21 protein-coding genes and 1 pseudogene are annotated in these 21,259 nt (G+C 61.4%); 11 read left to right on the top strand and 11 right to left on the bottom strand.

Translation table 11 applies throughout. The features are described from left to right. Nucleotides 1–132 precede the first annotated feature (132 nt). Nucleotides 133–1,803, top strand: a complete 1,671-nt coding sequence (locus SLW74_RS04875; RefSeq protein ID WP_065988256.1) for a putative bifunctional diguanylate cyclase/phosphodiesterase — start codon at nt 133–135, stop codon at nt 1,801–1,803. 34 nt (nt 1,804–1,837) lie between these two features. On the opposite strand, the gene SLW74_RS04870 is transcribed toward SLW74_RS04875, so the two are convergent. Next, nucleotides 1,838–3,220 (bottom strand): NorM family multidrug efflux MATE transporter, encoded by a 1,383-nt coding sequence (locus tag SLW74_RS04870; protein WP_065988257.1) that lies wholly within the window; start codon nt 3,218–3,220, stop codon nt 1,838–1,840. A gap of 164 nt (nt 3,221–3,384) precedes the next feature. Here SLW74_RS04870 and SLW74_RS04865 point away from each other — a divergent pair, with 164 nt between their 5' ends. Then, nucleotides 3,385–4,305: a LysR substrate-binding domain-containing protein gene (locus SLW74_RS04865; protein ID WP_410928282.1), complete on the top strand. Its 921-nt coding sequence runs from the start codon at nt 3,385–3,387 to the stop codon at nt 4,303–4,305. A 219-nt stretch (nt 4,306–4,524) separates the two neighbouring features. Continuing rightward, on the top strand, nt 4,525–6,501 hold the full coding sequence (locus SLW74_RS04860; RefSeq protein ID WP_065988259.1) for a methyl-accepting chemotaxis protein: 1,977 nt from the start codon (nt 4,525–4,527) through the stop codon (nt 6,499–6,501). Between the two features lie 55 nt (nt 6,502–6,556). Here SLW74_RS04860 and SLW74_RS04855 read toward each other — a convergent pair whose 3' ends face one another. Next, complete coding sequence (locus tag SLW74_RS04855; RefSeq protein ID WP_410928281.1) at nt 6,557–6,856, bottom strand: type II toxin-antitoxin system RelB/DinJ family antitoxin; 300 nt, start codon at nt 6,854–6,856, stop codon at nt 6,557–6,559. Nucleotides 6,857–6,917: 61 nt separating this feature from the next. Next, entirely contained in the window at nt 6,918–8,411 is a 1,494-nt protein-coding gene (locus SLW74_RS04850) for a YifB family Mg chelatase-like AAA ATPase (protein ID WP_410928280.1), read from the bottom strand. A 261-nt stretch (nt 8,412–8,672) separates the two neighbouring features. Here SLW74_RS04850 and SLW74_RS04845 point away from each other — a divergent pair, with 261 nt between their 5' ends. Further along, complete coding sequence (locus tag SLW74_RS04845; RefSeq protein ID WP_410928357.1) at nt 8,673–9,065, top strand: GNAT family N-acetyltransferase; 393 nt, start codon at nt 8,673–8,675, stop codon at nt 9,063–9,065. 17 nt (nt 9,066–9,082) lie between these two features. Next, a pseudogene (locus tag SLW74_RS04840) lies at nt 9,083–9,235 on the top strand (addiction module antidote protein, HigA family); the annotation flags it as partial. Nucleotides 9,236–9,264: 29 nt separating this feature from the next. Here the strand turns inward: SLW74_RS04840 and SLW74_RS04835 are convergent. Then, entirely contained in the window at nt 9,265–9,540 is a 276-nt protein-coding gene (locus SLW74_RS04835; protein WP_065987506.1) for an accessory factor UbiK family protein, read from the bottom strand. Nucleotides 9,541–9,955: 415 nt separating this feature from the next. Between SLW74_RS04835 and glnK the strand changes: the two genes are divergently transcribed. The 4 genes from glnK (at nt 9,956) to SLW74_RS04815 (ending at nt 12,770) form a co-directional block, all read left to right on the top strand. Continuing rightward, nucleotides 9,956–10,294: a P-II family nitrogen regulator gene (gene glnK / locus SLW74_RS04830; protein ID WP_002555808.1), complete on the top strand. Its 339-nt coding sequence runs from the start codon at nt 9,956–9,958 to the stop codon at nt 10,292–10,294. A 34-nt stretch (nt 10,295–10,328) separates the two neighbouring features. Then, nucleotides 10,329–11,666: an ammonium transporter gene (locus tag SLW74_RS04825; RefSeq protein WP_065987505.1), complete on the top strand. Its 1,338-nt coding sequence runs from the start codon at nt 10,329–10,331 to the stop codon at nt 11,664–11,666. A 249-nt stretch (nt 11,667–11,915) separates the two neighbouring features. Next, entirely contained in the window at nt 11,916–12,347 is a 432-nt protein-coding gene (locus SLW74_RS04820; protein ID WP_065987504.1) for a secondary thiamine-phosphate synthase enzyme YjbQ, read from the top strand. A gap of 93 nt (nt 12,348–12,440) precedes the next feature. Then, entirely contained in the window at nt 12,441–12,770 is a 330-nt protein-coding gene (locus SLW74_RS04815; protein WP_192171409.1) for a hypothetical protein, read from the top strand. A gap of 111 nt (nt 12,771–12,881) precedes the next feature. On the opposite strand, the gene SLW74_RS04810 is transcribed toward SLW74_RS04815, so the two are convergent. From SLW74_RS04810 to lptM, 6 genes are read right to left on the bottom strand one after another with little or no spacing between them, the layout of a single operon-like run. Next, nucleotides 12,882–13,577 carry an HAD family hydrolase gene (locus tag SLW74_RS04810; protein ID WP_410928279.1) on the bottom strand — a complete coding sequence of 232 codons (696 nt, stop codon included), beginning with the start codon at nt 13,575–13,577 and terminating at the stop codon, nt 12,882–12,884. Further along, a complete protein-coding gene (gene xerC / locus SLW74_RS04805; RefSeq protein ID WP_410928278.1) occupies nt 13,567–14,472 on the bottom strand; it encodes a tyrosine recombinase XerC in 906 nt (301 codons plus the stop codon). The genes SLW74_RS04810 and xerC overlap by 11 nt, the downstream gene beginning before the upstream one ends. Nucleotides 14,473–14,474: 2 nt before the next feature. Next, complete coding sequence (locus tag SLW74_RS04800) at nt 14,475–15,212, bottom strand: DUF484 family protein (RefSeq protein WP_410928277.1); 738 nt, start codon at nt 15,210–15,212, stop codon at nt 14,475–14,477. A gap of 13 nt (nt 15,213–15,225) precedes the next feature. Beyond that, nucleotides 15,226–16,056, bottom strand: coding sequence for a diaminopimelate epimerase (dapF, locus tag SLW74_RS04795; protein ID WP_192130682.1), 831 nt, complete (start codon nt 16,054–16,056; stop codon nt 15,226–15,228). Nucleotides 16,057–16,060: 4 nt separating this feature from the next. Next, complete coding sequence (lysA, locus tag SLW74_RS04790; protein ID WP_410928276.1) at nt 16,061–17,308, bottom strand: diaminopimelate decarboxylase; 1,248 nt, start codon at nt 17,306–17,308, stop codon at nt 16,061–16,063. A 9-nt stretch (nt 17,309–17,317) separates the two neighbouring features. Beyond that, nucleotides 17,318–17,479: an LPS translocon maturation chaperone LptM gene (gene lptM, locus SLW74_RS04785; RefSeq protein WP_083233039.1), complete on the bottom strand. Its 162-nt coding sequence runs from the start codon at nt 17,477–17,479 to the stop codon at nt 17,318–17,320. A 288-nt stretch (nt 17,480–17,767) separates the two neighbouring features. Here lptM and cyaY point away from each other — a divergent pair, with 288 nt between their 5' ends. Both cyaY and SLW74_RS04775 read left to right on the top strand, forming a co-directional pair. Continuing rightward, on the top strand, nt 17,768–18,124 hold the full coding sequence (gene cyaY, locus SLW74_RS04780) for an iron donor protein CyaY (protein ID WP_065987497.1): 357 nt from the start codon (nt 17,768–17,770) through the stop codon (nt 18,122–18,124). A 2-nt stretch (nt 18,125–18,126) separates the two neighbouring features. Further along, nucleotides 18,127–18,354, top strand: coding sequence for a DUF1289 domain-containing protein (locus SLW74_RS04775; RefSeq protein ID WP_296309251.1), 228 nt, complete (start codon nt 18,127–18,129; stop codon nt 18,352–18,354). Between the two features lie 25 nt (nt 18,355–18,379). Here SLW74_RS04775 and SLW74_RS04770 read toward each other — a convergent pair whose 3' ends face one another. After that, nucleotides 18,380–21,229, bottom strand: a complete 2,850-nt coding sequence (locus SLW74_RS04770) for a class I adenylate cyclase (protein ID WP_410928275.1) — start codon at nt 21,227–21,229, stop codon at nt 18,380–18,382. Nucleotides 21,230–21,259 lie beyond the last annotated feature (30 nt).

Here is a 21,259-nt window from a genome sequence, read left to right as displayed (position 1 = left end):
CCGACACTGTGATGCGCCGCGCTATCTATATTTCGCCGTTTTGTTACATTTGCCTACTGCGGATGATTATCGCGTTTGACGACCCTCATTCGGGGGTGCGCCAAGGTCTTTACGTTTGTGTGGGGAGTTAGCTTGTCTACGCCTGTCGAACCCTTGCGCTTGCTGCTTCTGGCTGACACGCCCGAATGGCCGGCATCGTTGCGCGAGTGCCTGGCGCCGCTCGTAGACGCCGCCGTCCTGGACTGCGCGTCGAGCTGGGACGCCGTTGGCGATCAAACAGACCTCGCAGCCCCTGGAATCCTTTTCACCACTGAAGCCCTTCAGCCCGCCGCCGGCCAATGCAACTGGCCCACCGTATTGCTTTTTGACACGGAGCCGGACGAAGAGCCCGTCGGCGTCAGCGACTGGCTGGTGCGCGATGCACTCACTCCGCAGGCTTTGCGCCGTTGTCTGCGTCATGTGCGCGAACGGGGCGTGCTGGAAACCACGCTCAATCGCCTCGCAGAGCAGGACCCTCTTACCGGTATCGCCAACCGCCAGGGCTTTCAGACCCTGTTGGCCGCCCGGCTGGCCGAGTTCGACGGTCGAGGTCTGGCCCTTGGGCATCTGGACCTGGACAACTTCCGCCGCGCCAATGACGCGTTGGGTCATCAGGCAGGCGATCGACTGATCCTGCAAGTCGTGGCGCGGCTGAAAGGCCAACTGGAAGCGTGCGATCAACTGGCACGACTGGGCAGCGATGAATTCGCCCTTCTGATCGACACTCGACGTGCCCCTGAGCGGGCGGAGTCCATTGCCGAGCGCATCACCGAAGCCTTGTCCGAACCGTATTGGGTCGATGGCGAAAGCCTGTTGATCGGCTGCAGCCTGGGCATCGCCTATGCGCGCATCAATGGCGGCGCCGATCCCTTGATGTGGCATGCGCATATCGCCATGCAGCAGGCCAAAGGCACGCAGGGCTGCACGTTTCACGTCTTCAACGAACGCATCAACCGCAATGCCCGAAGCCTCGCCGACCTGGAAAGCGAGCTGCGCCGCGCCTTGCGTCGCGACGAGCTGGAGCTGCATTACCAACCGCGCCTGTGCCTGAACACCGGGCACATTCTGGGGCTTGAGGCACTGGTGCGCTGGCGCCACGCTGAACGTGGGCTGTTGCCGCCGAGTGAATTCGTGCCATTGGCCGAGCAGAGCGGGCTGATCGTGCCGCTGGGATACTGGGTCATCGCCCGTGCGCTCCGAGACATGCAGGCGTTGCGCGAGAAAGGCGTACCGCCGCTGCACATGGCGATCAACCTTTCATTCCGTCAATTCCAGGACAACCAGTTGCTCGCAACGCTCAGCCGATTGATTGCCGATCGCGGCATTGACGCGCAATGGCTGGAATTTGAACTGACCGAAACGGCGGTCATGCGCCGCAGTGACCTGGTCAGGCAGACCATGGACGCGCTGGGTCGCCTGGGGGTGCGCTTCTCGCTGGACGATTTCGGCACCGGGTTTTCATCCTTCGTGCACCTCAATAGCCTGCCGATCACGCTGCTGAAGATCGACAAGAGCTTTGTCGGTGAAATGGAGCAGCGCGAGGAAAACCGCAAGCTGGTCCACGCCATGATCAACCTGGCCCACAACCTCAGCCTCGAAGTGGTGGCCGAAGGTGTTGAAACCCCTGAGCAACTGGCCTTGCTGCGCAGCTTCAACTGCGATCAGGTCCAAGGGTTTCTCATCAGCCACCCGCTTGCGTTGCCAGAGCTGACGGAGTATCTGGCGATGCATCAGGTGCAGAGAAAGGGACTGCAGGGGACTTGAGGAGCCACGCACGGCCCTACAGGTCTGAGTTCGCCTACCCCATCACCACAACGCCCGTCGCCTCTTTGCGCAGCAGTCGCGCCGTCTTGCGCTCGAATGCCCAGGTCAGTGCGACCGCAGAGCAGAGCAGGCCGATCGCCAGTCCCCACCACACGCCCACCGCGCCCTGGTTCGCCAAAAACCCAAGGCCCCACGCCAACGGCGCGCCGACCACCCAGTAGCTCGCCAGCCCGATCAGAAACGTGGTTTTTGCGTCCTTGAAACCTCGAATGGCACCCATGGCAATGGTCTGCGTGCCGTCGAGAATCTCGAACCAGGCGGCGATGGCCAGCAACTTCACCGCCAGCTCGACCACTCCCTGGTATTTCGGATCGTTGACGTCCACGAACAACCCGATGACGGCGTGGGGCGCGACCCAGAACAGAATGCCGAACGACAGCATCAGCAGCCCGCCAAAACCAATCCCCATGCGTCCGGCAGTGCGCGCCAGCAGCAGATTTCCCGCCCCGTAGTGCAAGCCGATGCGCATGGTCACCGCATAGGAAATCCCGACTGGAACCATGAACGCCATCGACACCGATTGAAGGGCGATCTGGTGCGCGGCCATCTGTGTGCTGCCCATGGCCCCCATGCAGAACGCCGCAAAGGTGAACAGCCCGACTTCCACCGCGTACGTGCCGCCAATGGGCAGGCCCAGGCGCCACAGCTCTTTCAGGCAGCTGCGCGAGAGTTTCATCAGTTCTTTGTGAAGGGGGTACGCCGCGTAGGCGCTGTGATAACGAATGTGAAGTGCGAGGGCCAGGGCCATGGCGTTGGTGACAATGGCCGTGACCAGGCCAATGCCCATCAGGCCCCAGTGCGGCAGGCCGAACAGTCCGTGGATAAAGGCGTAATTGAGCCCGAAGTTGAGCGCCACGCCCACCAGGCTGATCACCATCACGGGTGTGGCGCGCCCCAGCGCACTGGTGAATCCGCGCAGGGCCATGAAGCTCAGAAGGCCGGGCAGCGCCAATGGCAGCGTGATCAGGAATTCACTGGCCATGTGCACGTTGGCTTCATCTTGACCAAACTGCAGCAAAATCGGCTCGAGGTTCCACAGGATCAGCGCGGCAATCAGCGCCATGCCCCATGCCAGCCACAAACCGGCCTGGGTCAAGCGTGTGACGCCTGCGTGATCGTTCGCGCCCTTGCGGATGGCAACCAACGTGCCGACTGCGGCCATGACACCCACGCAGAAGAACGACACGAAGTTATAGCTCGCCGCACCCAGCCCGCCACCGGCCAGGGACTCCGGGCCCAGTTTGCCCATCATTACGGTGTCGGTGAACACCATCAGCATGTGCGCCATCTGCGAAGCAATCAGCGGCCCGGCCAGACGCAGGATGATCCACAGTTCTTTGAAGGCGTGCTGGTGCATGGTCTTTGCGCTCGGGTTACGGGTGTTGGCAGGCCGGTCATTGTGGGGATTCAGGCGGGGATGCACAAAGGGATAAATGCGATCTCTCGCATGAGTAAAACTCATCCTGATATTTCTTTAGTAGAGTGATCTCACCTGCCCGACTGCCTGAGGGATACCCGTCGATGTCACGCACCCTTCCGCCACTGTATGCCCTGCGCGCGTTTGAAGCCGCTGCGCGACACAGTTCGTTCACGCGTGCCGCTGAAGAGCTGTCGATCACCCAAAGCGCGGTCAGTCGGCATATCCGCACGCTCGAAGAGCATTTCGCCTGCCGTCTGTTTCGCCGCAACGGTCGCAATCTGCAGCTTACCGAGGCCGCGCGTGAGTTGCTGCCGGGCGTACGGGAAGGTTTTTTGGCCTTGGAGCGAGCCTGCAGCGCGTTGATGGCGGAGGAGGGCATCTTGCGCATGAAGGCTCCATCGACCCTGACCATGCGCTGGTTGCTGGCGCGGCTGAGTCGTTTCCGCCATCTGCAGGTGGGCAACGAAGTCCAGCTGACCAGCGCCTGGATGGACATCGACAGCGTCGACTTCACCCAGGAGCCATTCGATTGCGCGGTGTTGCTCAGCCATGGGCACTTCCCGCCGGAGTGGGAGGCGACCTACCTGTTCCCTGAGCTGCTGATTCCCGTGGGCGCGCCGACGCTGCTGGATGATGCGCCTTGGGATGCCGAGCGACTGGCTGGCGCCGAACTGTTGCATCCCACGCCCGACCGTCGCGACTGGCGCCGATGGCTGGAGCGCATGGATTTGTCTGACCGGGTCTCGCTCAAGGGAGGGCAGGTCTTCGACACGCTGGAGCTGGGCATGATTGCGGCGGCCCGGGGTTACGGCGTTTCCATGGGCGATCTGCTGATGGTGGCGGAGGATGTCGCCCAGGGCCGACTGAGCCTGCCGTGGCGCACAGCGGTGGTCAGCGGGGAAAACTACTACCTTGTCTGGCCAAAGACTCGGCCGGGCGGCGAGCGTATGCGGCGGTTGAGTGACTTTTTGCAGGGCGAGGTGCAGGCGATGGAATTGCCGGACGTGACGATTCTGGAGTGAGCCGTAAAGCGCTCGGCCATCGAAAGCGGACGCAGGACAGCCAAAGAGGGGATTAATTCCGTCCTGAAACGATGTAGGACTCAAGTATTTCGTTTGTCCGCCGAAGGTGTATTGCAGAGCCGGTTCACCTCAATCGGCTCATCGATTCCCTCTATTAGAATTCGTCCGAATGGTGTTCCTGAGATCCAGGACGGCCCAGTCGTTCGGCAAGGAGCACCCATGCCTCAGCCTCGCGCCCGAATTGCCTCGCAACTCGGCATTGCCCTGGCCGTTATTCTGGCCGTCGTCATCAGCGGCAGCACGCTGTTTGCCCTGCGCTCACTGGACTCGGCAAACCTGGTCATCCGTGAGGAGCACATGAGCAGCGAAGCCCGGTTGCTCGCCGACCAGTTGAACACCTTCCACAGCACGTTGCGCGACAGCACCCTGCGTCTGAGCGGTCTGTTCGAGAAGCGTTTTTCGGCCGGCCTGAGCCTGCAGGGTGATCAGCAGATTGCGGTCGCGGGCGTGCAGACCCCTGCATTACTGCTCAACGGCAACGCGCTGAACAACGACTTCACTGAAGTCGACGACTTCAAAAACATGACGGCCGGCGTGGCGACGGTCTTCGTTCGCAGCGGCGACGACTTCGTGCGCGTCAGCACGTCCCTGAGCAAGCAGGACGGCTCGCGGGCCCTCGGCACCTCGCTGGATCACAAGCATCCGGCCTACGAAAAGCTGCTGGCCGGGCAGGGATACGTCGGTCGCGCGCTGTTGTTCGACCGTCTGTACATGACGCAGTACAGCCCGGTGCGTGACACCAGCGGCAAGGTCATCGCCGTGTTGTTCGTCGGCTTCGATTACACCGACGCGCAGAAGGCGCAGTTCGACAACCTGAAAAACTTCCGCATCGGTTCCACCGGTTCGCTGGCGTTGCTTGATGAGCAGAACAAATGGCTGGTGCCGCCTGCGGGCGTGAAGGACCTGGATCAGGCAAGCACCACGCTGGCCGAGTTCGCCAAGACGCCGAGCGTTGGGCGTTTCTGGCAGGACGCCGGTGAAGATTTCTACACCGTCGGCGAGAAATTTGCCGGCGGCCCGTGGACGGTTCTGGCGACGATGCCCAAGGATGAAATCAGCGCAGTGACCTGGAGCGTCGGCACGCAATTGGCCATTGGCAGCCTGCTGGCGATGTTGATCGCTGTCGGCGCCGCGATCTGGCTGTTGCGCAGCAAGCTACGGCCGCTGTCGGCGCTGGTCAGTCAGGCAGAAGCCCTCGGCGCAGGTGATCTGAGTGCACGTCTGAACATTTCCAGCCATGACGAAATTGGTCAGTTGGCAGGCAGCTTCAACACGATGGGCCAGGCGCTGGAAACCATGGTGTCCCACATTCGCACGGCCGCGCAGGAAGTCAGCACCCGTGCCAACGCACTGTCCGGCTTGTCGGGCGGCGCTTATGACGGAATGGAGCAGCAATCCGGCGAAATCACCAGCATGGCCGGTGCAGTGGAGGAGTTCAGCGCCACGGCCCTGACCATCGCCGACAACATGGGCACCACCGAACGCATGGCCCAGGGCAATGCCCAGCAGACGCGCATCGGTCGTACGTCCATGGAGGAGGCATCGGCCTCGCTGGAGCAAATTGCAGGCTCGCTGAGCAGCACCGCGACGGTGATCGATACCTTGGGCCAGCGCTCGCAAGAGATCGGCGGGATTGTCAGCGTCATCACCTCGATCGCCGAGCAGACCAACCTTCTGGCCCTCAACGCCGCGATTGAAGCCGCACGCGCAGGCGAGCAAGGCCGGGGTTTTGCGGTAGTGGCGGATGAAGTTCGCAGCCTGGCATCACGTACGCGCCAGGCCACCGACGAAATCTCCGGGATGATCAGCAGCATCCAGCAAGAGACCAGCAATGCCATCAGCACTATGCAGCAAGGCAACGCGCTGATGCAGGAAGGTCTCGCGCGCAACGCCAAAGTCGCCGCAGCGCTGGCCCAGATCGACGAACAAAGCCGCTCGGCCGGTGAACAATTCACGTCCATCACCACGGCGACCCAGGAGCAGAGCAACACCGCAACGCTGCTCAGCGCCAACCTGCAAAGCATCGCCCTGGCGAACAGCGAGCAACGCGAAGTCGTGTCGAACCTCGCGATCACGGCTCAAGAGCTGAACGCGGTCGCGTCTGACTTGCAGAAAGAAGTGGATCGGTTTCGGTGAGGCGGGAGAGCTGCCTAGGCGCTTGAGCAAACCCGCCTTGGCATACTTGCTCCATTCAATTGTCAGCACCGCGCTTCCTTTGGAGTAATTCGGTAGCGGCAGCCATCACGTCCTCATGCGAGTGCGTCGGGCCCGAGTCATCCATGGCTTCACGCACCTTGGCCCTGAACCACTGATCGTAAGCGTCCGGGTGTGCACCGAGGCCAGCGGGTAGACCGCCTTCGCGGACTACCCGAGTGAGCAAAATACGCACTGCATCGGAAATAGTGAGGCCAAAGTTGGCCAAGGTCTCCGATGCCTGGTTTTTAAGTGCCTGATCAATCCTCACATGCAGCATTGAAGTCTGGGTTGTCATGAGGGCTACTCCTGAAAAAGATCACTATGTATCTCATTTGAGATACGCACAACGAAGATCTTTAGTTCGACGAAGGCCGATACTGCAAAGCCTCAGCAATGTGGCATCGGGCGATTGCGTCCACCTTCTCCAGATCGGCCAGCGTGCGCGCCACTTTCAGCAATCGGTGTGCAGCGCGCAGAGAGAGGTTCAGACGTTCACAAGCGTTCTCGAGCCAGGCTTCGTCTTCCGGCAACAGCGCGCAGTGCTGACGCAGTGCGGGCAGATCAAGGAATGCATTGGCGCAGCCCTGGCGTCGTTGTTGGCGCTGTCGGGCTTCGGATACCACCTCCGCTGCGCTGGCGCTTTCACCCTTGCAATCGTGCGTTGCCGCTAAAGACGTGGTTTCACGGGCGACCGTCAGATGCAGGTCAATCCGGTCGAGCAGCGGCCCGGAGAGCTTGTTGCGGTAACGCTGAATCTGATCGGTTGAGCAACGGCAGCGCCCGGTTGGCTCGCCGTGATAACCGCACGGGCAGGGGTTCATCGCCGCCACCAGCTGAAAGCGCGCCGGAAAGCGCACCCGATCCCGCGCGCGGGAAATCACGATGTGGCCCGATTCGAGCGGTTCGCGAAGCACCTCCAGCACGCGCCGATCAAATTCCGGAAGCTCGTCCAGAAACAGCACGCCGTGATGCGCGAGGGTGATTTCGCCAGGTTGCGGGCGACTACCGCCCCCGACCAGCGCAGGGCCCGATGCCGAGTGATGGGGCTGGCGGAAAGGGCGCTGGGGCCAACTGGTCAGCGGCGCGTGACTGGCGACCGATTGAATCGCCGCCACTTCCAACGCTTCGAGCTCATCCAGCGGCGGCAATAGCCCAGGCAAACGGCTGGCGAGTAGCGTTTTGCCGGTGCCGGGAGGGCCGCTGAAAAGCAGGTTATGCGCGCCAGCCGCGGCCACCAGCAACGCGCGTTTGGCAGCGATCTGGCCTTGCACCTCACTCAAGTCGGGATAAGGCTGTGTCTGCAGAATCAGGCCATTGGATTTATAGGGCGCGATGACCGTGTGCCCATTCAGGTGGGACACCAGCTCCAGCAGATGACTGACGGCGATCACCTTCAGGCCTGACGCCAGACAAGCCTCCTCGGCATTCACCGCAGGCACGATCAGCGTATGGCCCGCTTCCCGCGCAGCAAGCGCCGCCGGGAGCACGCCCTGCACGGGCCGAATCGCACCCGACAACGCCAGCTCCCCCAGACATTCAATGCCCTCCAGCGCAAGCGTCGGCACCTGCGCGCTGGCGGCCAACAAGCCAAGCGCAATGGCAAGATCGAAGCGTCCGCCGTCTTTGGGCAAATCGGCAGGGGCCAGATTCAACGTGATGCGCCGCGCCGGGAATTCCAGCCGACAGTTAAGGATCGCACTGCGCACCCGATCCTTGCTTTCCTTGACCGCGCCCTCCGGCAGACCCACCAGCGTCAGGCTCGGCAGCCCATTGGCGAGATGGGTTTCGACGGTCACGGCAGGCGCTTCAACGCCAACTTGGGCACGGCTCAGAACGATCGCGAGGGACATGTCTTTCCTTGAAGGCAGCACCGCTTCCTGCGGCGAGCTGAAGGATAGTCATTGCCCTGAAGCTTGGCCCCGTGCATGTTCTACGGCATGTGTATGAATGGAAGGAAGGAGGGAGGAGTGATGACCCGTAATGGAGAGGGGCCCGTGCATCCAGGGGAAATTCCAAGCGAAGAGTTTCTCGAACCGTTGGCCACTACGGTCACCTTCGCCGGGGCACGAGCCGGTGACTTCGAAGCGCTTGTTGCCATCCGGATCGACGCCATGCGTGAGAGTCTTGAGCGCATTGGTCGATTTGATCCCGTGCGCGCCCGAGAGCGTTTTCGTGAAGGCTTTTCCCCCGAGTTTACTCGTCACGTTATGGTTGCCGGAAAGCGAGTAGGGTTTGTCGTGGTCAAACCGCGTTTGGACGGGCTGTTACTCGATCACCTTTACATCACGCCAGGCGCACAAGGGTCAGGAATAGGCTCGATTGTCCTTCGTCAGATCTTCATGGAAGCGGATGCGGTGGCGCTGGACTTGTATGTTGGGGCGCTGAGAGAAAGCGCTTCAAACCGCTTTTATACTCGTCATGGTTTTCAGTTCGTCGAAGCGGGCGAATTTGATAACTACTATGTTCGGCACGCTGCTCAAGGCTGCCCGCCAGTGGGTGGCTGAACAAAGCCTTCATAGACAGCGCCGACATGGCGCTGCGGCTGGCGGCGTGTTTTGAGACCACCCCGGAGTTCTGGCTGAACTTGCAGCTCACCTACGACCTGCGCAAAGCAGAGATCGAGCGAGGGCAGGCCATCAAGGCCCAGGTTCAGCGCATTGCGCACTGCGCCTGAGCACATTCAGCTTTGAAAGCTCAATCGTGTTACTCAGCCTCTGATGCTTTCGGCTGCGGCGCCAACTGCGCTTCCATCTCCGCCATCTTCGCTTCCAGTGCCTCAAGTCGGGCGCGGGTGCGGGCGAGGACGATCATCTGGCTATCAAATTCTTCCCGGCTGACCAGGTCCAGCTTGCTGAAGCCGCTCTGCAGCAGCGCCTTGAACTGGGTTTCGAATTCGCTGCGTGGAACCGGGGTTTCGCCGTTGAACAGGCGGGAAGCGTGGCCGCTCAGGGCGTCGAGAAAAGCTTTGGGGGCGAGCATGATGAAATTCCAGAATCAGATGGCGCGAGTGTAGCACGCAGCTTTTGGCCCCTTGAGGCAAAGGATGCGCTGCACGCTTTTCGCGCATCGCCTCGGGCACGTGCGCACCGTTGTTGTGCGGTGATGGCAATCGACGACTACCCTGAAGCCTGAATTAACGGTGGAAGGGCCGAAATTCAAGACGATCGATGAGATGGCAAGCTTTCTGCTTAGTGGCTTGTAACCCATGCACTGATGCAGTCGCTGTGACGAATGCAGTGCGGCAGGCGGAGCGGGGAATGTTTCGTCAGAAGCGGTTTTCTGGAGCTGGTCAGGTCTCTTGCGGACACGACGCGTTACAAAGCCAGACACTGCGCTTAGACTTGAGTCGGGTTTGTTTTCCTGGGGCAAGTCCACCAATTCGGGAGAAAGTTTCATGAAGCTAGTCACTGCCATCATCAAGCCGTTCAAGCTGGACGACGTACGCGAGTCGCTGTCCGAAATCGGCGTGCAGGGCATCACAGTCACTGAAGTCAAAGGCTTCGGACGTCAGAAAGGCCACACCGAGCTGTATCGCGGTGCGGAGTATGTAGTCGACTTCCTCCCCAAGGTGAAGATCGATGTTGCGATCGACGACAAGGATCTGGACCGCGTTATCGAAGCGATAACCAAAGCGGCCAACACCGGCAAGATCGGTGACGGAAAGATCTTCGTGGTCAATCTGGAACAGGCCATCCGCATCCGTACCGGCGAAACCGATACCGACGCAATCTAAGCCGCCAAACCCCAACGCCCCAGGAGAAAACAATATGACTCTGCGTCAATTCGCAGGGCTAGGAGCCCTGTTGTCCCTCGTAACCCCTGGCTTGGCCATGGCGGCAGACGAAGTGGCAGCCCCCGTACTCAATTCCGGCGACACCGCCTGGATGCTGACCTCCACCGCGCTGGTGCTGTTCATGACCATCCCGGGTCTGGCGCTGTTCTACGGCGGCATGGTCCGCTCCAAAAACATTCTTTCCGTGATGATGCAGTGCTTCGCCATTACCGGCCTGATCAGCATCCTGTGGGTCGTCTACGGCTACAGCATGGCGTTCGACACCACCGGTATGGAAGCCAACGTCGTCAACTTCAACTCCTTCGTCGGCGGTCTGTCGAAGGCGTTCCTGGCAGGCATCACCCCAGCGAGCATTACAGGCCCTGCGGCACTGTTCCCGGAAGCGGTCTTCGTGACCTTCCAGATGACCTTCGCCATCATCACCCCGGCCCTGATCGTCGGCGCTTTCGCAGAACGCATGAAGTTCTCCGCGATGCTGATCTTCATGGCGATCTGGTTCACCCTGGTTTACGCGCCGATTGCGCACATGGTCTGGAGCGGCGTCGGTGGTCTGTTGTGGGACTGGGGCGTGCTCGACTTCGCGGGCGGCACCGTCGTTCACATCAACGCCGGTGTGGCTGGCCTGGTAGCGTGCCTAGTGCTCGGCAAGCGTAAAGGTTTCCCGACCACCCCGATGGCTCCGCACAATCTGGGTTACACCCTGATAGGCGCGGCCATGCTCTGGGTCGGCTGGTTCGGCTTCAACGCAGGTTCCGCGGCTGCGGCCAACGGCACCGCCGGTATGGCCATGCTGGTCACCCAGATCGCTACCGCTGCTGCAGCGCTGGGCTGGATGTTCGCCGAATGGCTGACCCACGGTAAGCCAAGCGCTCTGGGCATCGCCTCGGGTGTGGTTGCCGGTCTGGTTGCTGTGACCCCAGCTGCCGGCACTGTCGGCCCGATGGGCGGCCTGATCATCGGTCTGGCGGCAGGCGTGGTCTGCTTCTTCTGCGCCACCAGCCTGAAACGCAAACTGGGCTACGACGACTCCCTGGATGCCTTCGGCGTTCACGGTATCGGCGGTATCCTCGGCGCGATCCTGACCGGCGTGTTTGCAGCCCCTTCGCTGGGCGGCTTCGGCACCGTGACCGACATCGCGGCACAAGTCTGGATTCAGTGCAAAGGCGTCGGCTTCACGGTCATCTATACCGCGATCGTGACCTTCATCATCCTCAAGGTGCTCGACATGGTCATGGGCCTGCGTGTCACCGAAGAAGAAGAAGCGGTCGGCCTGGATCTGGCGCAACACAACGAACGTGGCTACAACTTGTAATCCACCCATGAAAAAATGCCCGGGTCTCCGGGCATTTTTTTGTCTGGCGTTTGTCGATAGGGGTGTCCGCACAAGGGGCAGGTGTTCCAGGCAGGAACATCCGCTGCAATGTGCGGCCAATCCTGACGTTTCTGGACGCTTCCGAGGGCATAAATGCCCTTGTTCAGCGCTCGTGAAAATCGTCGCTCATTACGCACTTTGTTTTTTTTTCCAGCGCGTTAGAATGCGCGCCGAAGGGCGGAGAACGGTATGTGGCAACAGACCTTGATCACGCTGCGGGCAAGGCCTCGTGGTTTCCATCTGGTGACGGACGAGATCGTCGCGGGGCTTCGCGAGTTACGCGAATGCCGCATCGGCCTGCTGCATGTCTGGTTGCAACACACCTCGGCCTCGTTGACCGTCAACGAGAACGCCGATCCGGCGGTACGTCGCGATTTCGAGCGTTTTTTCAGCCGTCTGGTGCCTCAGGGGCGCGACGGCTACGAGCATGACGACGAAGGGCCCGACGATCTGCCTGCGCACTTCAAAGCCAGTCTGCTTGGCTGCCAGCTGACCTTACCGGTTACAAATGGACGGCTGGCGCTGGGCACATGGCAAGGTATTTATCTGGGCGAGCACCGTGATGCAGGCGGTGCGCGTAAAGTCCTCGTCACGCTTCAGGGTGAGGGGCACGACCGCTGAAAATACGCGGTAGTTGAATTTTTTCCGGCTGTCCAAGAAATCAAGCCCGGCTGGGCTATAACTAATCTGCTTTCGCAAGTCATGAGGTAGAACATGAGCGACGACGACATCGAAGAAGGTCTGGAAGACGATCTGGAAGAAGGGGAGGACGGTGAGGGGCTTGCAGCGGCTTCCGATGAAGATGTAGTGGAGGTCGACGACAGCGCTGAAGTCTCTGCGACTCCGGCCAAAGGCAAGGCCAAGGCCGCCGTCTCCGTTGACGAACTGCCCAGCGTGGAAGCCAAGAACAAAGAGCGTGATGCTCTGGCTCGCGCGATGGAGGAGTTCCTGGCTCGTGGTGGCAAGGTCGTGGAAGTGGAGGCCAACGTGGTCGCCGATCCGCCCAAGAAGCCCGACAACAAGTACGGCAGCCGTCCTATTTAAGGGACTGGCTGTGCGCTTGATGAAAAACCCGCTGTCGCTGCGGGTTTTTTATTGCCTGCGATTCAGGCCGCTGAGGCCACAAGGGCCGGTTTGACGCGCTGGAAGCGCGAATCAACCCCAGCGCGCCAGCACTTCTGGCAACTGCGTCAGGCTACTGATCTCGCCATCCGGCGCTTTTTCAGCTTCCCAGACTTTGCCGCCGGGGTTGTACCAGATCGCCCGCATGCCGGCCTGCTGAGCACCGGCGATGTCGTCGCCCGGATGATCGCCGACGTGCACGGCCTGGCGGGCTTCGGCATTGCCGCGTTTCAGCGCTTCGACGAACGGCGCAGGGTCGGGTTTGCCGATGCCCAGATCTTCGGCGCACAGCGCGAAGGCGAAATAATCAGCCAGGCCGAGGCGGCGGACGTCGGCATTGCCGTTGGTCACCACACCCAGCGTGTAAGACTTGGTCAGGATCTCCAGCGTCGGCACCACTTCAGGGAAGATGTCCAACTGATGCCGCCCCTGAAGGAACACTTCAAAGCTCTGGTCCGCCAGCTCGTGGGCTTCGGCATGGCCATACCCGGCGTCTTCAAGGGCGTGAAACAGCACCGTACGGCGCAACGCACTGATCCGGTGTTTGAACGTCGGATCCTCTTCGATGAGTCGCGAGCGGATTTCCCACAAATGCTCGACCGGAACCGGCCCGAGCTTTGGCGCGTTGGCAGCCAGCCAGTCACGCAGCTTGGCTTCGGCACTGACAATCGCCGGTGCGGTTTCCCACAGCGTGTCGTCCAGATCGAAGGTGATCAGCTTAATGCTCATTGTCGGCGTTACCTTTGCGCTTGGCCCGTGGATGGGCGCTGTCGTACACCGTGGCCAGATGCTGGAAATCCAGGTGGGTGTAGATCTGAGTGGTGGCGATGTCGGCGTGGCCCAGCAGTTCCTGCACGGCGCGCAGGTCCTGGGACGACTCCAGCAAGTGACTGGCGAATGAATGGCGAAGCATGTGCGGGTGCAGGTTCTGGCCCAGCTCGCGCTCGCCAGCCGCCTTGACCCGCAGTTGGATCGAACGCGGCCCCAGACGACGGCCTTGTTGGCTGACGAACACCGCATCGTCCTGCGGATTGGCGAGCGCACGCTGCTTGAGCCACTCCTCCAGCGCTTCCCGGGCTTTTCTGCCGACTGGCAAAACCCGGGTTTTGCTGCCTTTGCCGAGGACCTGCACAAGACCGTCCGCCAGATCCAGGTCTGCACAGTTCAGCCCGGTCAACTCGGACAGGCGCAGGCCTGACGAATAGAACAGCTCAAGGATGGCCTGATCACGCCGGGCCAGAAAATCTTCTTCGACCCCGCCTTCAAGCAGTTGCAGGGCGCGGTCGGCGTCGAGGGTTTTCGGCAAGCGCCGCTCGCCCTTGGGCGGTGACAGGCCATTGGCCGGATCGTGATCGCAAAGGCCTTCGCGGTTGAGAAAGTGATAAAAGCCGCGAACGGCTGACAGCAATCTGGCCAGGCTGCGCGAGGACTGACCCTGCTGGTGAAGGCGAGCGACAAGGCCGCGCATGGCCTGAATATCCAGGGCTTTCCAGCTGTCGATGTGCTGCTTTTCGCAGAACGCCAGGACCTTGTTCAGGTCGCGGCGATAGGCTTCAAGCGTATGGCTCGACACTTGGCGCTCACTGCGCAGGTGCGTGCAGTAAGCGTCCAGTTGCCGCTCCATGACTAGCGAACCGACCGCAGCGAATTGGTGAAGCGTGGCAGCAGGCGGCTGAGCACGTCGGCGATGTAACCGAGAAACAGCGTGCCGACCGAGCTTTTGTAATGCTGCGGATCACGGCTGCCGATGGCCAGAACGCCGTGCAGGCCCTGGTGGTTGAGGGCGGCCAGGGCGGTTGAGCCCACTTCCTTGCTTTGCTCGCTGCCGAACAGAAACTCGAGTTCATGCTCACGCAGCGCGCCACACAGGGTCTTGCCGCCGGACATCAGCCCACCGATGGCTTTCTGCGCGTCGGCGGCGCTGACCCAGCGGCCGACGGTCATCGGGTTGTCGCTGAACAGGATAAGGCTGACGAAGGGCACCTGAAACTCTTGGCGCAGGCTGTCTTCCACGCAAATGACGATCTCTTCCAGACTGGTGGCATCCATCAGATCGAGAATCAGCCGGCGGGTTTTTTCAAACAGCCGGTCGTTGTCCCGGGCCACGTCCATCAGTTGCGAAAGCCGGTGACGCATCTCGATGTTGCGCTCGCGCAGCAGTTTGAGCTGGCGTTCGACCAGCGAGACGGTATCGCCCCGTTGATGCGGAACGCGCATCAACGCCAGCAGCTCGTCGTGCTCGGCGAAGAAATCAGGGTGTTGTTGCAGCCAGGCCGCGACCGCCTCGGCTTCAAGGGCGGGCACCGCGTTCTCGGCAGGGGGCTGGCCGGGCGTGTCGTTTGAAGTCTGAGGCTGGTCGGTCATTGGATACTCTCACTCATAGACGTACTTGGCCTTCGTAAACCCGGACAGCCGGGCCAGTCATCATCACCGGATGGCCGGGGCCTGCCCACTCGATGGACAGGCGTCCGCCCGGCAGGTCGATCAGCATCGGCGAATCCATCCAGCCCTGAGTAATGGCTGCGACCGCTGCCGCGCAGGCCCCGGTGCCGCAGGCCTGGGTTTCCCCGGCGCCACGCTCCCACACCCGCAGTTGCGCGCGCTGACGGTCGACGACGTGGAGAAAGCCCACGTTCACCCGGGCCGGAAAGCGCGGATGGTTCTCGATCTTCGGACCCAGCACATGCACGGGCGCGTTGTTGATGTCATAGACGCGTAGCACAGCGTGGGGGTTGCCCATGGACACGGCGGCCAGCTCGACGGTCTCGCTATCGACATCAAGCGAATAAGAGGCGGCCTGCTCCGGCGCATCGAACGGGATATCCGCCGGCACCAGGCGCGGCGCGCCCATATCCACGCTGATCTGGCCGTCGTTGCGGATGTCCAGTTCGATGATGCCGCTCTTGGTTTCGACGCGGATCTGCTTTTTGGCCGTCAGCCGCTTGTCCAGCACGAACCGGGCGAAGCAGCGCGCACCGTTGCCGCATTGCTCCACTTCGGAGCCGTCGGAATTGAAAATCCGGTAGCGGAAGTCCACGTCCGGATTGTTCGGTGCCTCGACCAGCAGCAGTTGATCGAAACCGATACCGGTGTGGCGATCGCCCCATTGCTTGGCGTGCTTGGGCAAAATGTGGGCGTGTTGGCTTACAAGGTCCAGCACCATGAAATCATTGCCCAGGCCATGCATCTTGGTAAAACGCAGCAGCATGGGATTACTCCGGCAGCAGGCTTTCGCCGGCAAACAGCTCAGTCACGGTTTCACGACGACGCACTTCGAAGGCTTGCTCGCCATCCACAAGCACCTCGGCCGTACGCCCGCGGGTGTTGTAGTTGGAGCTCATCACGAAGCCATAGGCGCCGGCAGAGTGCACCGCCAGCAGATCGCCTTCAGCCAGTGCGAGTTCGCGCTCCTTGGCAAGGAAATCCCCGGTTTCACAGATAGGGCCGACGATGTCGTAGGTGCGTATGGCGCCGTCACGGGGCTTGACCGCCGTCACGTCCATCCACGCCTGGTACAGCGCCGGACGGATCAGGTCGTTCATGGCGGCGTCGACGATGGCGAAGTCTTTGTGCTCGGTGTGCTTGAGGTACTCGACGCGGGTCACCAGCACGCCGGCATTGGCGACGATGAAGCGCCCGGGCTCGAACATCAGCGCCAGATCGCGGCCATCGAGGCGTTCACGCACGGCCTTGATGTAATCGCTCGCAAGGGGCGGCTCTTCGTCGCGATAACGCACACCCAGGCCGCCGCCCAGGTCGATATGCTTCAGCAGAATGCCGCAATCGCCCAGCCTGTCGACCAGATCGAGCAAGCGATCCAGTGCATCAACGAAAGGCGAGAGGGTGGTCAGCTGTGAGCCAATGTGGCAGTCGACGCCGATAACGTCGAGATTCGGCAGCTGCGCGGCGCGGATGTAAACGTCTTCAGCGTCCGCGATGGCGATGCCGAACTTGTTTTCCTTGAGGCCGGTGGAGATGTAGGGGTGGGTGCCGGCGTCGACGTCCGGGTTGACGCGCAACGAAACCGGCGCGCGCACGCCCATTTCGGCGGCGACGACTTGCAGGCGTTCGAGCTCGTCGGTGGATTCGACGTTGAAGCAGTGCACGCCGACTTCCAGCGCTCGGCGCATGTCATCACGGGTCTTGCCGACGCCAGAGAAGACAATCTTGTCGGCCTGACCGCCTGCCGCCAGTACACGTTCCAGTTCTCCACGGGAAACGATGTCGAAACCGGCGCCCAAGCGTGCCAGGACGTTGAGAACGCCCAGGTTGGAGTTCGCTTTGACCGCAAAGCAGACCAGATGCGGCATGCCGCTCAGGGCATCAGCGTAGGCGCGGTACTGCGCCTCGATGTGCGCGCGGGAATAGACGTATGTCGGCGTGCCGAAGCGTTCGGCGATGGCAGACAACGCCACTCCCTCCGCGAACAGCTCACCGTCGCGGTAGTTGAAGGCGTCCATGACTGATTCCTAGTAGGTCGAAGTCTGATGCTTGTGCGAGTGCGACTTGGTCTGGCTGGTGCCGTCGGACGAGTCGTCGTCGGGCAGATACAGTGGACCTTTCTGGCCGCAGGCAGAGACCAGACACGCAACTGCAAGCAGTGCGGCCAGGGAGGAAATCAGGCGCTTCATGGCGAAATCCTTTGTATAAGCATTAATTGCGCCCGAGTATACCGACCACCCGACAGATTGCCTATGCGCTGGAGTTCCCGTCCGGCGGGGGTTTGACGCCGCTGCGCAATTAATCTGCGAAGCGCGCACGGATTTCTGACGCAGCCTGCGGTAAAGCGACCCGTTCGGTGCCTTGCCGGCCAAAGCGGCTCCCGCAATGGCACTTGGGCGGGTAGGCTTTGCATTTGCCGGGGAGCGACCGTATCGTGCGTCGCTGCGCCATCCGCTGACACTTTTGAGGTTCATGCAATGAGTTTGACCGAAGCCCGTTTTCACGACCTGGTCGATGCCACCCAAGAAAAGCTCCAGGACATTTTCGACGAGAGCGGTCTGGATCTGGACCTTGAGAGTTCCGCCGGTGTGCTGACCGTTAAGTTCGAAAACGGCTCGCAGTTCATTTTCAGCCGTCAGGAGCCGTTGCGTCAGCTGTGGCTGGCGGCGGCGTCGGGTGGTTTTCACTTTGACTACGACGAAGAAGCGAAGCACTGGATCTGCGACAAGAGCGAAGAGCTGTTGAGCGAGATGCTCTATCGACTGGCGAAGCAGCAGGCCGGCGAAGAGATCGACTTCGACGCCCTCGACGGCAACGATGGCAACCGCCAGTGACCATTAACGCAACGCCGGTCAAACCGCCAAAACCGCTGTTCAGCAACGTCAGCCCGGCTGTGCCGTCGCCGTGCATCAGCATCTGCCGGCTCGACGAAGACAAAGTCTGCACGGGGTGTCAGCGCCACGTCGAAGACATTCGCGAGTGGCGGGCGGCGACCGACGAGCGCCGGCGCGAGATCGTGCGGCAGGCAGATCAGCGGCGGAGTACCCATTGCGTCGCACGCTGAGCCCTCTGTAGCGAGCCAGCAGCCATCACAGCTCATCCAGCGCGGCATTCAGTGACCGTTCCAGTTCGGCCTTGTAGCGCAGGAACAGGATGGTCTGCCCGCGCGTGTCTCTCAGTATCCCGGACAGGTCCAGGTCGGTGATGTAGCAGCGGTAACGTTGCGGCTCGCGGCGCTGCTCGAGAATCCGCCGCGCCACGACGCTGAACAACTGGTCCCCATGCTCCAGCTCGGAGAACTCCGTCCCGTCGCAATACAGCGTGACGCTGACCTGACCGGGGGATGCCTCCTCGATGATCGCCTGCACATCAAAAAACGATGGGTCGCTGAGCATCGTTGGCGTCGGGCGATGCTCAACGCGGCGGGCTCGGCCTGATCCATCGGGGGTTAGGCGGTAATACAAAGCCTCCAGCGGCGTTGACTCCAGGGGGTTGTCCAGTGGCAGCAACGCCACGCGCCGGTACACCAGCGATTGAAAAAAGCGCTGCAGCGGCACCAGCAGGCTGGACTCAGTGTGATAAGGCACCTGCTGATGCCAGAATGCATTGCGCTCATCGAGCACGTACAGGTCGGCATTCGGCTCGTTGATCCGGTAGAACACCTGAATGCACTCAGGCTGGCCGTACGGGATGAACAGCGACAGGTCCGAGTCGTCCAGTGCCTGGGGATCCAGATGAATCGGGCTGTAGGCGGAAAGCTCTTCTCCCAGATAACTGAACAGCGCCGGCAGGTGTTCCAGCGTGACATGACTGACTCGGCCGGGGATCATTTCCAGGACGTGATACCGCTGCTCGACCTGGATGAGATAGCGGTGATTCAGGCGCCGGTCCAGCAGCAGTTGCGCGGTGCCGATGAGCTCCTCCACGCGCTGGGCGATGGCCTGCGCGCGGTTGTGGCAAAAGCAGCGCACGCGAATGACAGGCCTGGCGGACTTTTCCGGCAGGCCGTTGAACAATTCTGTCAGGCAGTCCAGCAGCGCATAGGGGCCGTCGAAGCGGTTGACCAGCACCTCGTTCCAGCTGTTGAGCGTGATCTGGTCAAACGTCAGCACCAGATTTTCGCGCACACCGGCATAGCTCAGCGAGTCCGTTCGCTCGGTGGTCATCAGGATGTTCAGGTCCTTGTGGTGCCTGAGCGGATCGACGCCCACGTTGATCAACAGCAAAATCTCACGGGGCACGCTTGGGCTCAGCAGCACCTCTTCCTCGACCATGCCCGGCGGCGGCGCGATGCTCTGCTGTAGCGCGCCTTGCAGATTGAACAGCTCGAACTCGGTCAGATCACTGATCCCGGGGTGTAGCGCCAGGCGTGTGCTGCTGTCGATGACGTTGTTGCGGTGGCACCACGTGAGCAATTCCAGCAACTCGCGACTGCGCTTGATCGGCGCAAACGTCTCCAGCTCGTGGGCACTCAGACTGCCGTTATAGAGACACCACTGGTGCCTGCCGGGCTCGCGCTTGTTCGGCAGCTGCGCCAGCGTCAAGGTGTCTTCCGCCAGATCCGGCGCAATGCCCGGATTGAGAAATTCCACTTTGCCGGCTTTGCGTTCAAAGGCTGCGTACAGGCGTCGCCCGAGCACATTCAAGTCGCGCTTGTTGATCGAATTGACGGCCTTTTGCGTCCGCGCGAACTGGGTCAGGAAGCGGTAACTGAAGTTGAGCTCGCCGACCAGTGCGCGGCGCTCGCTGGCGACCTGACGCACTTTCCACTGACTGCGGCTGTCGAGCAGCGCCAACTGGCGCTCGTCCCACTTCCACTCACTGACCAGCCGCTCCAGCAGCAGGCGCTGCCAACTGTTGCTGCGGTGGCGAGTGGACCCGGTGAGTTTCTTGTTCACCTTCAGGTACAAACTGCGGCGTACCAGCTCCAGCCGCTCGGGTTCGCCCCTCGCGAGCAGGTATTCCTCAATGCGCCGGTACACCATCACGTAGGGGTCCAGCTCGTCGAGGTCGGCGCAGTTGGCAAACACGGCTTTTTTGAAGCGCATGCTCAGGCACTGCACCTGCGGGTGTTCGCTGGCGTAAACCTCGGTGAGCAGCAGCTTGAGCACGGATTTGTAGGGTGATTCGATGCCTTTGAACAACTGCCACAGCCCTGCGCCGATGAATTCGCCCGGCGGGATGCGCGACATATTACCGAGGTCCAACACCTCGTCAGCGCGAATAAAGCGTTTCGACAGCAGGGTATGGGTGTATTCGGCGTAGCGTGTTTCCTCATAGACCGGCACCAGCCACCACATCGGGGTGCGCCCGGCCATCCAGATGGCGGTGCGATAAAACTCGTCGAGCAGCAAGTAATGCTGCGTCGTGCCGCAGTCTTCGCCACTCAGCTGTGCGTCGCGCTCGCCGACGACAAAACGCTCCGGATCGACGAGAAAGAAATGCGCCTCGGCACCCATGCTCGCCGCCCAGCTTTCCAGGGACTGGCACTTCTTGCGCAGTTCCTGCATGTCGTCTGCCGACAGCAGCGGGTCGTGGCAGATCCACACGTCCATGTCGCTCTGGTCGGCCTGGGCGAGGGTGCCAAGGCTACCCATCAGGAAGATGCCGTGAATCGGCTGCGGTGGATTCACCCGGCGTGGTTTGTAGGAGAACGACCGCGTCAGCCGTTGCGCTTCAGCGAGGGCCTGTGCGTCGGGCTCGTAATGGGAAACGCCGGCGGGGGTCGAGCCCGACACATAGCCCGGCAACAGAGGATGATTGACGTGGAAAAACAGCGGCAGCAGCGAAAGCACGCTTTGCTGGCGCGTCGACAGGCCTTCGTAGGCGCGCGCCAGTCGACTCTCGCTCAGGGCCAGGAAGCGGCTGCGTAACTGAGCGAGGACCTTGCGATCAATGCCCTCATCCAGATCCGGGCGAATTTCGGAACTACGCGTCATCGCGACTCGAAGCCGGCGGGCGGCACTGCA

The organism is Pseudomonas sp. W5-36 (assembly GCF_046540455.1).
Classification (GTDB): Bacteria; Pseudomonadota; Gammaproteobacteria; order Pseudomonadales; family Pseudomonadaceae; genus Aquipseudomonas; species Aquipseudomonas graminis_B.
Note: the sequence above shows the minus strand (reverse complement) of the source record. Positions and strands in the feature narration are given on the sequence as shown.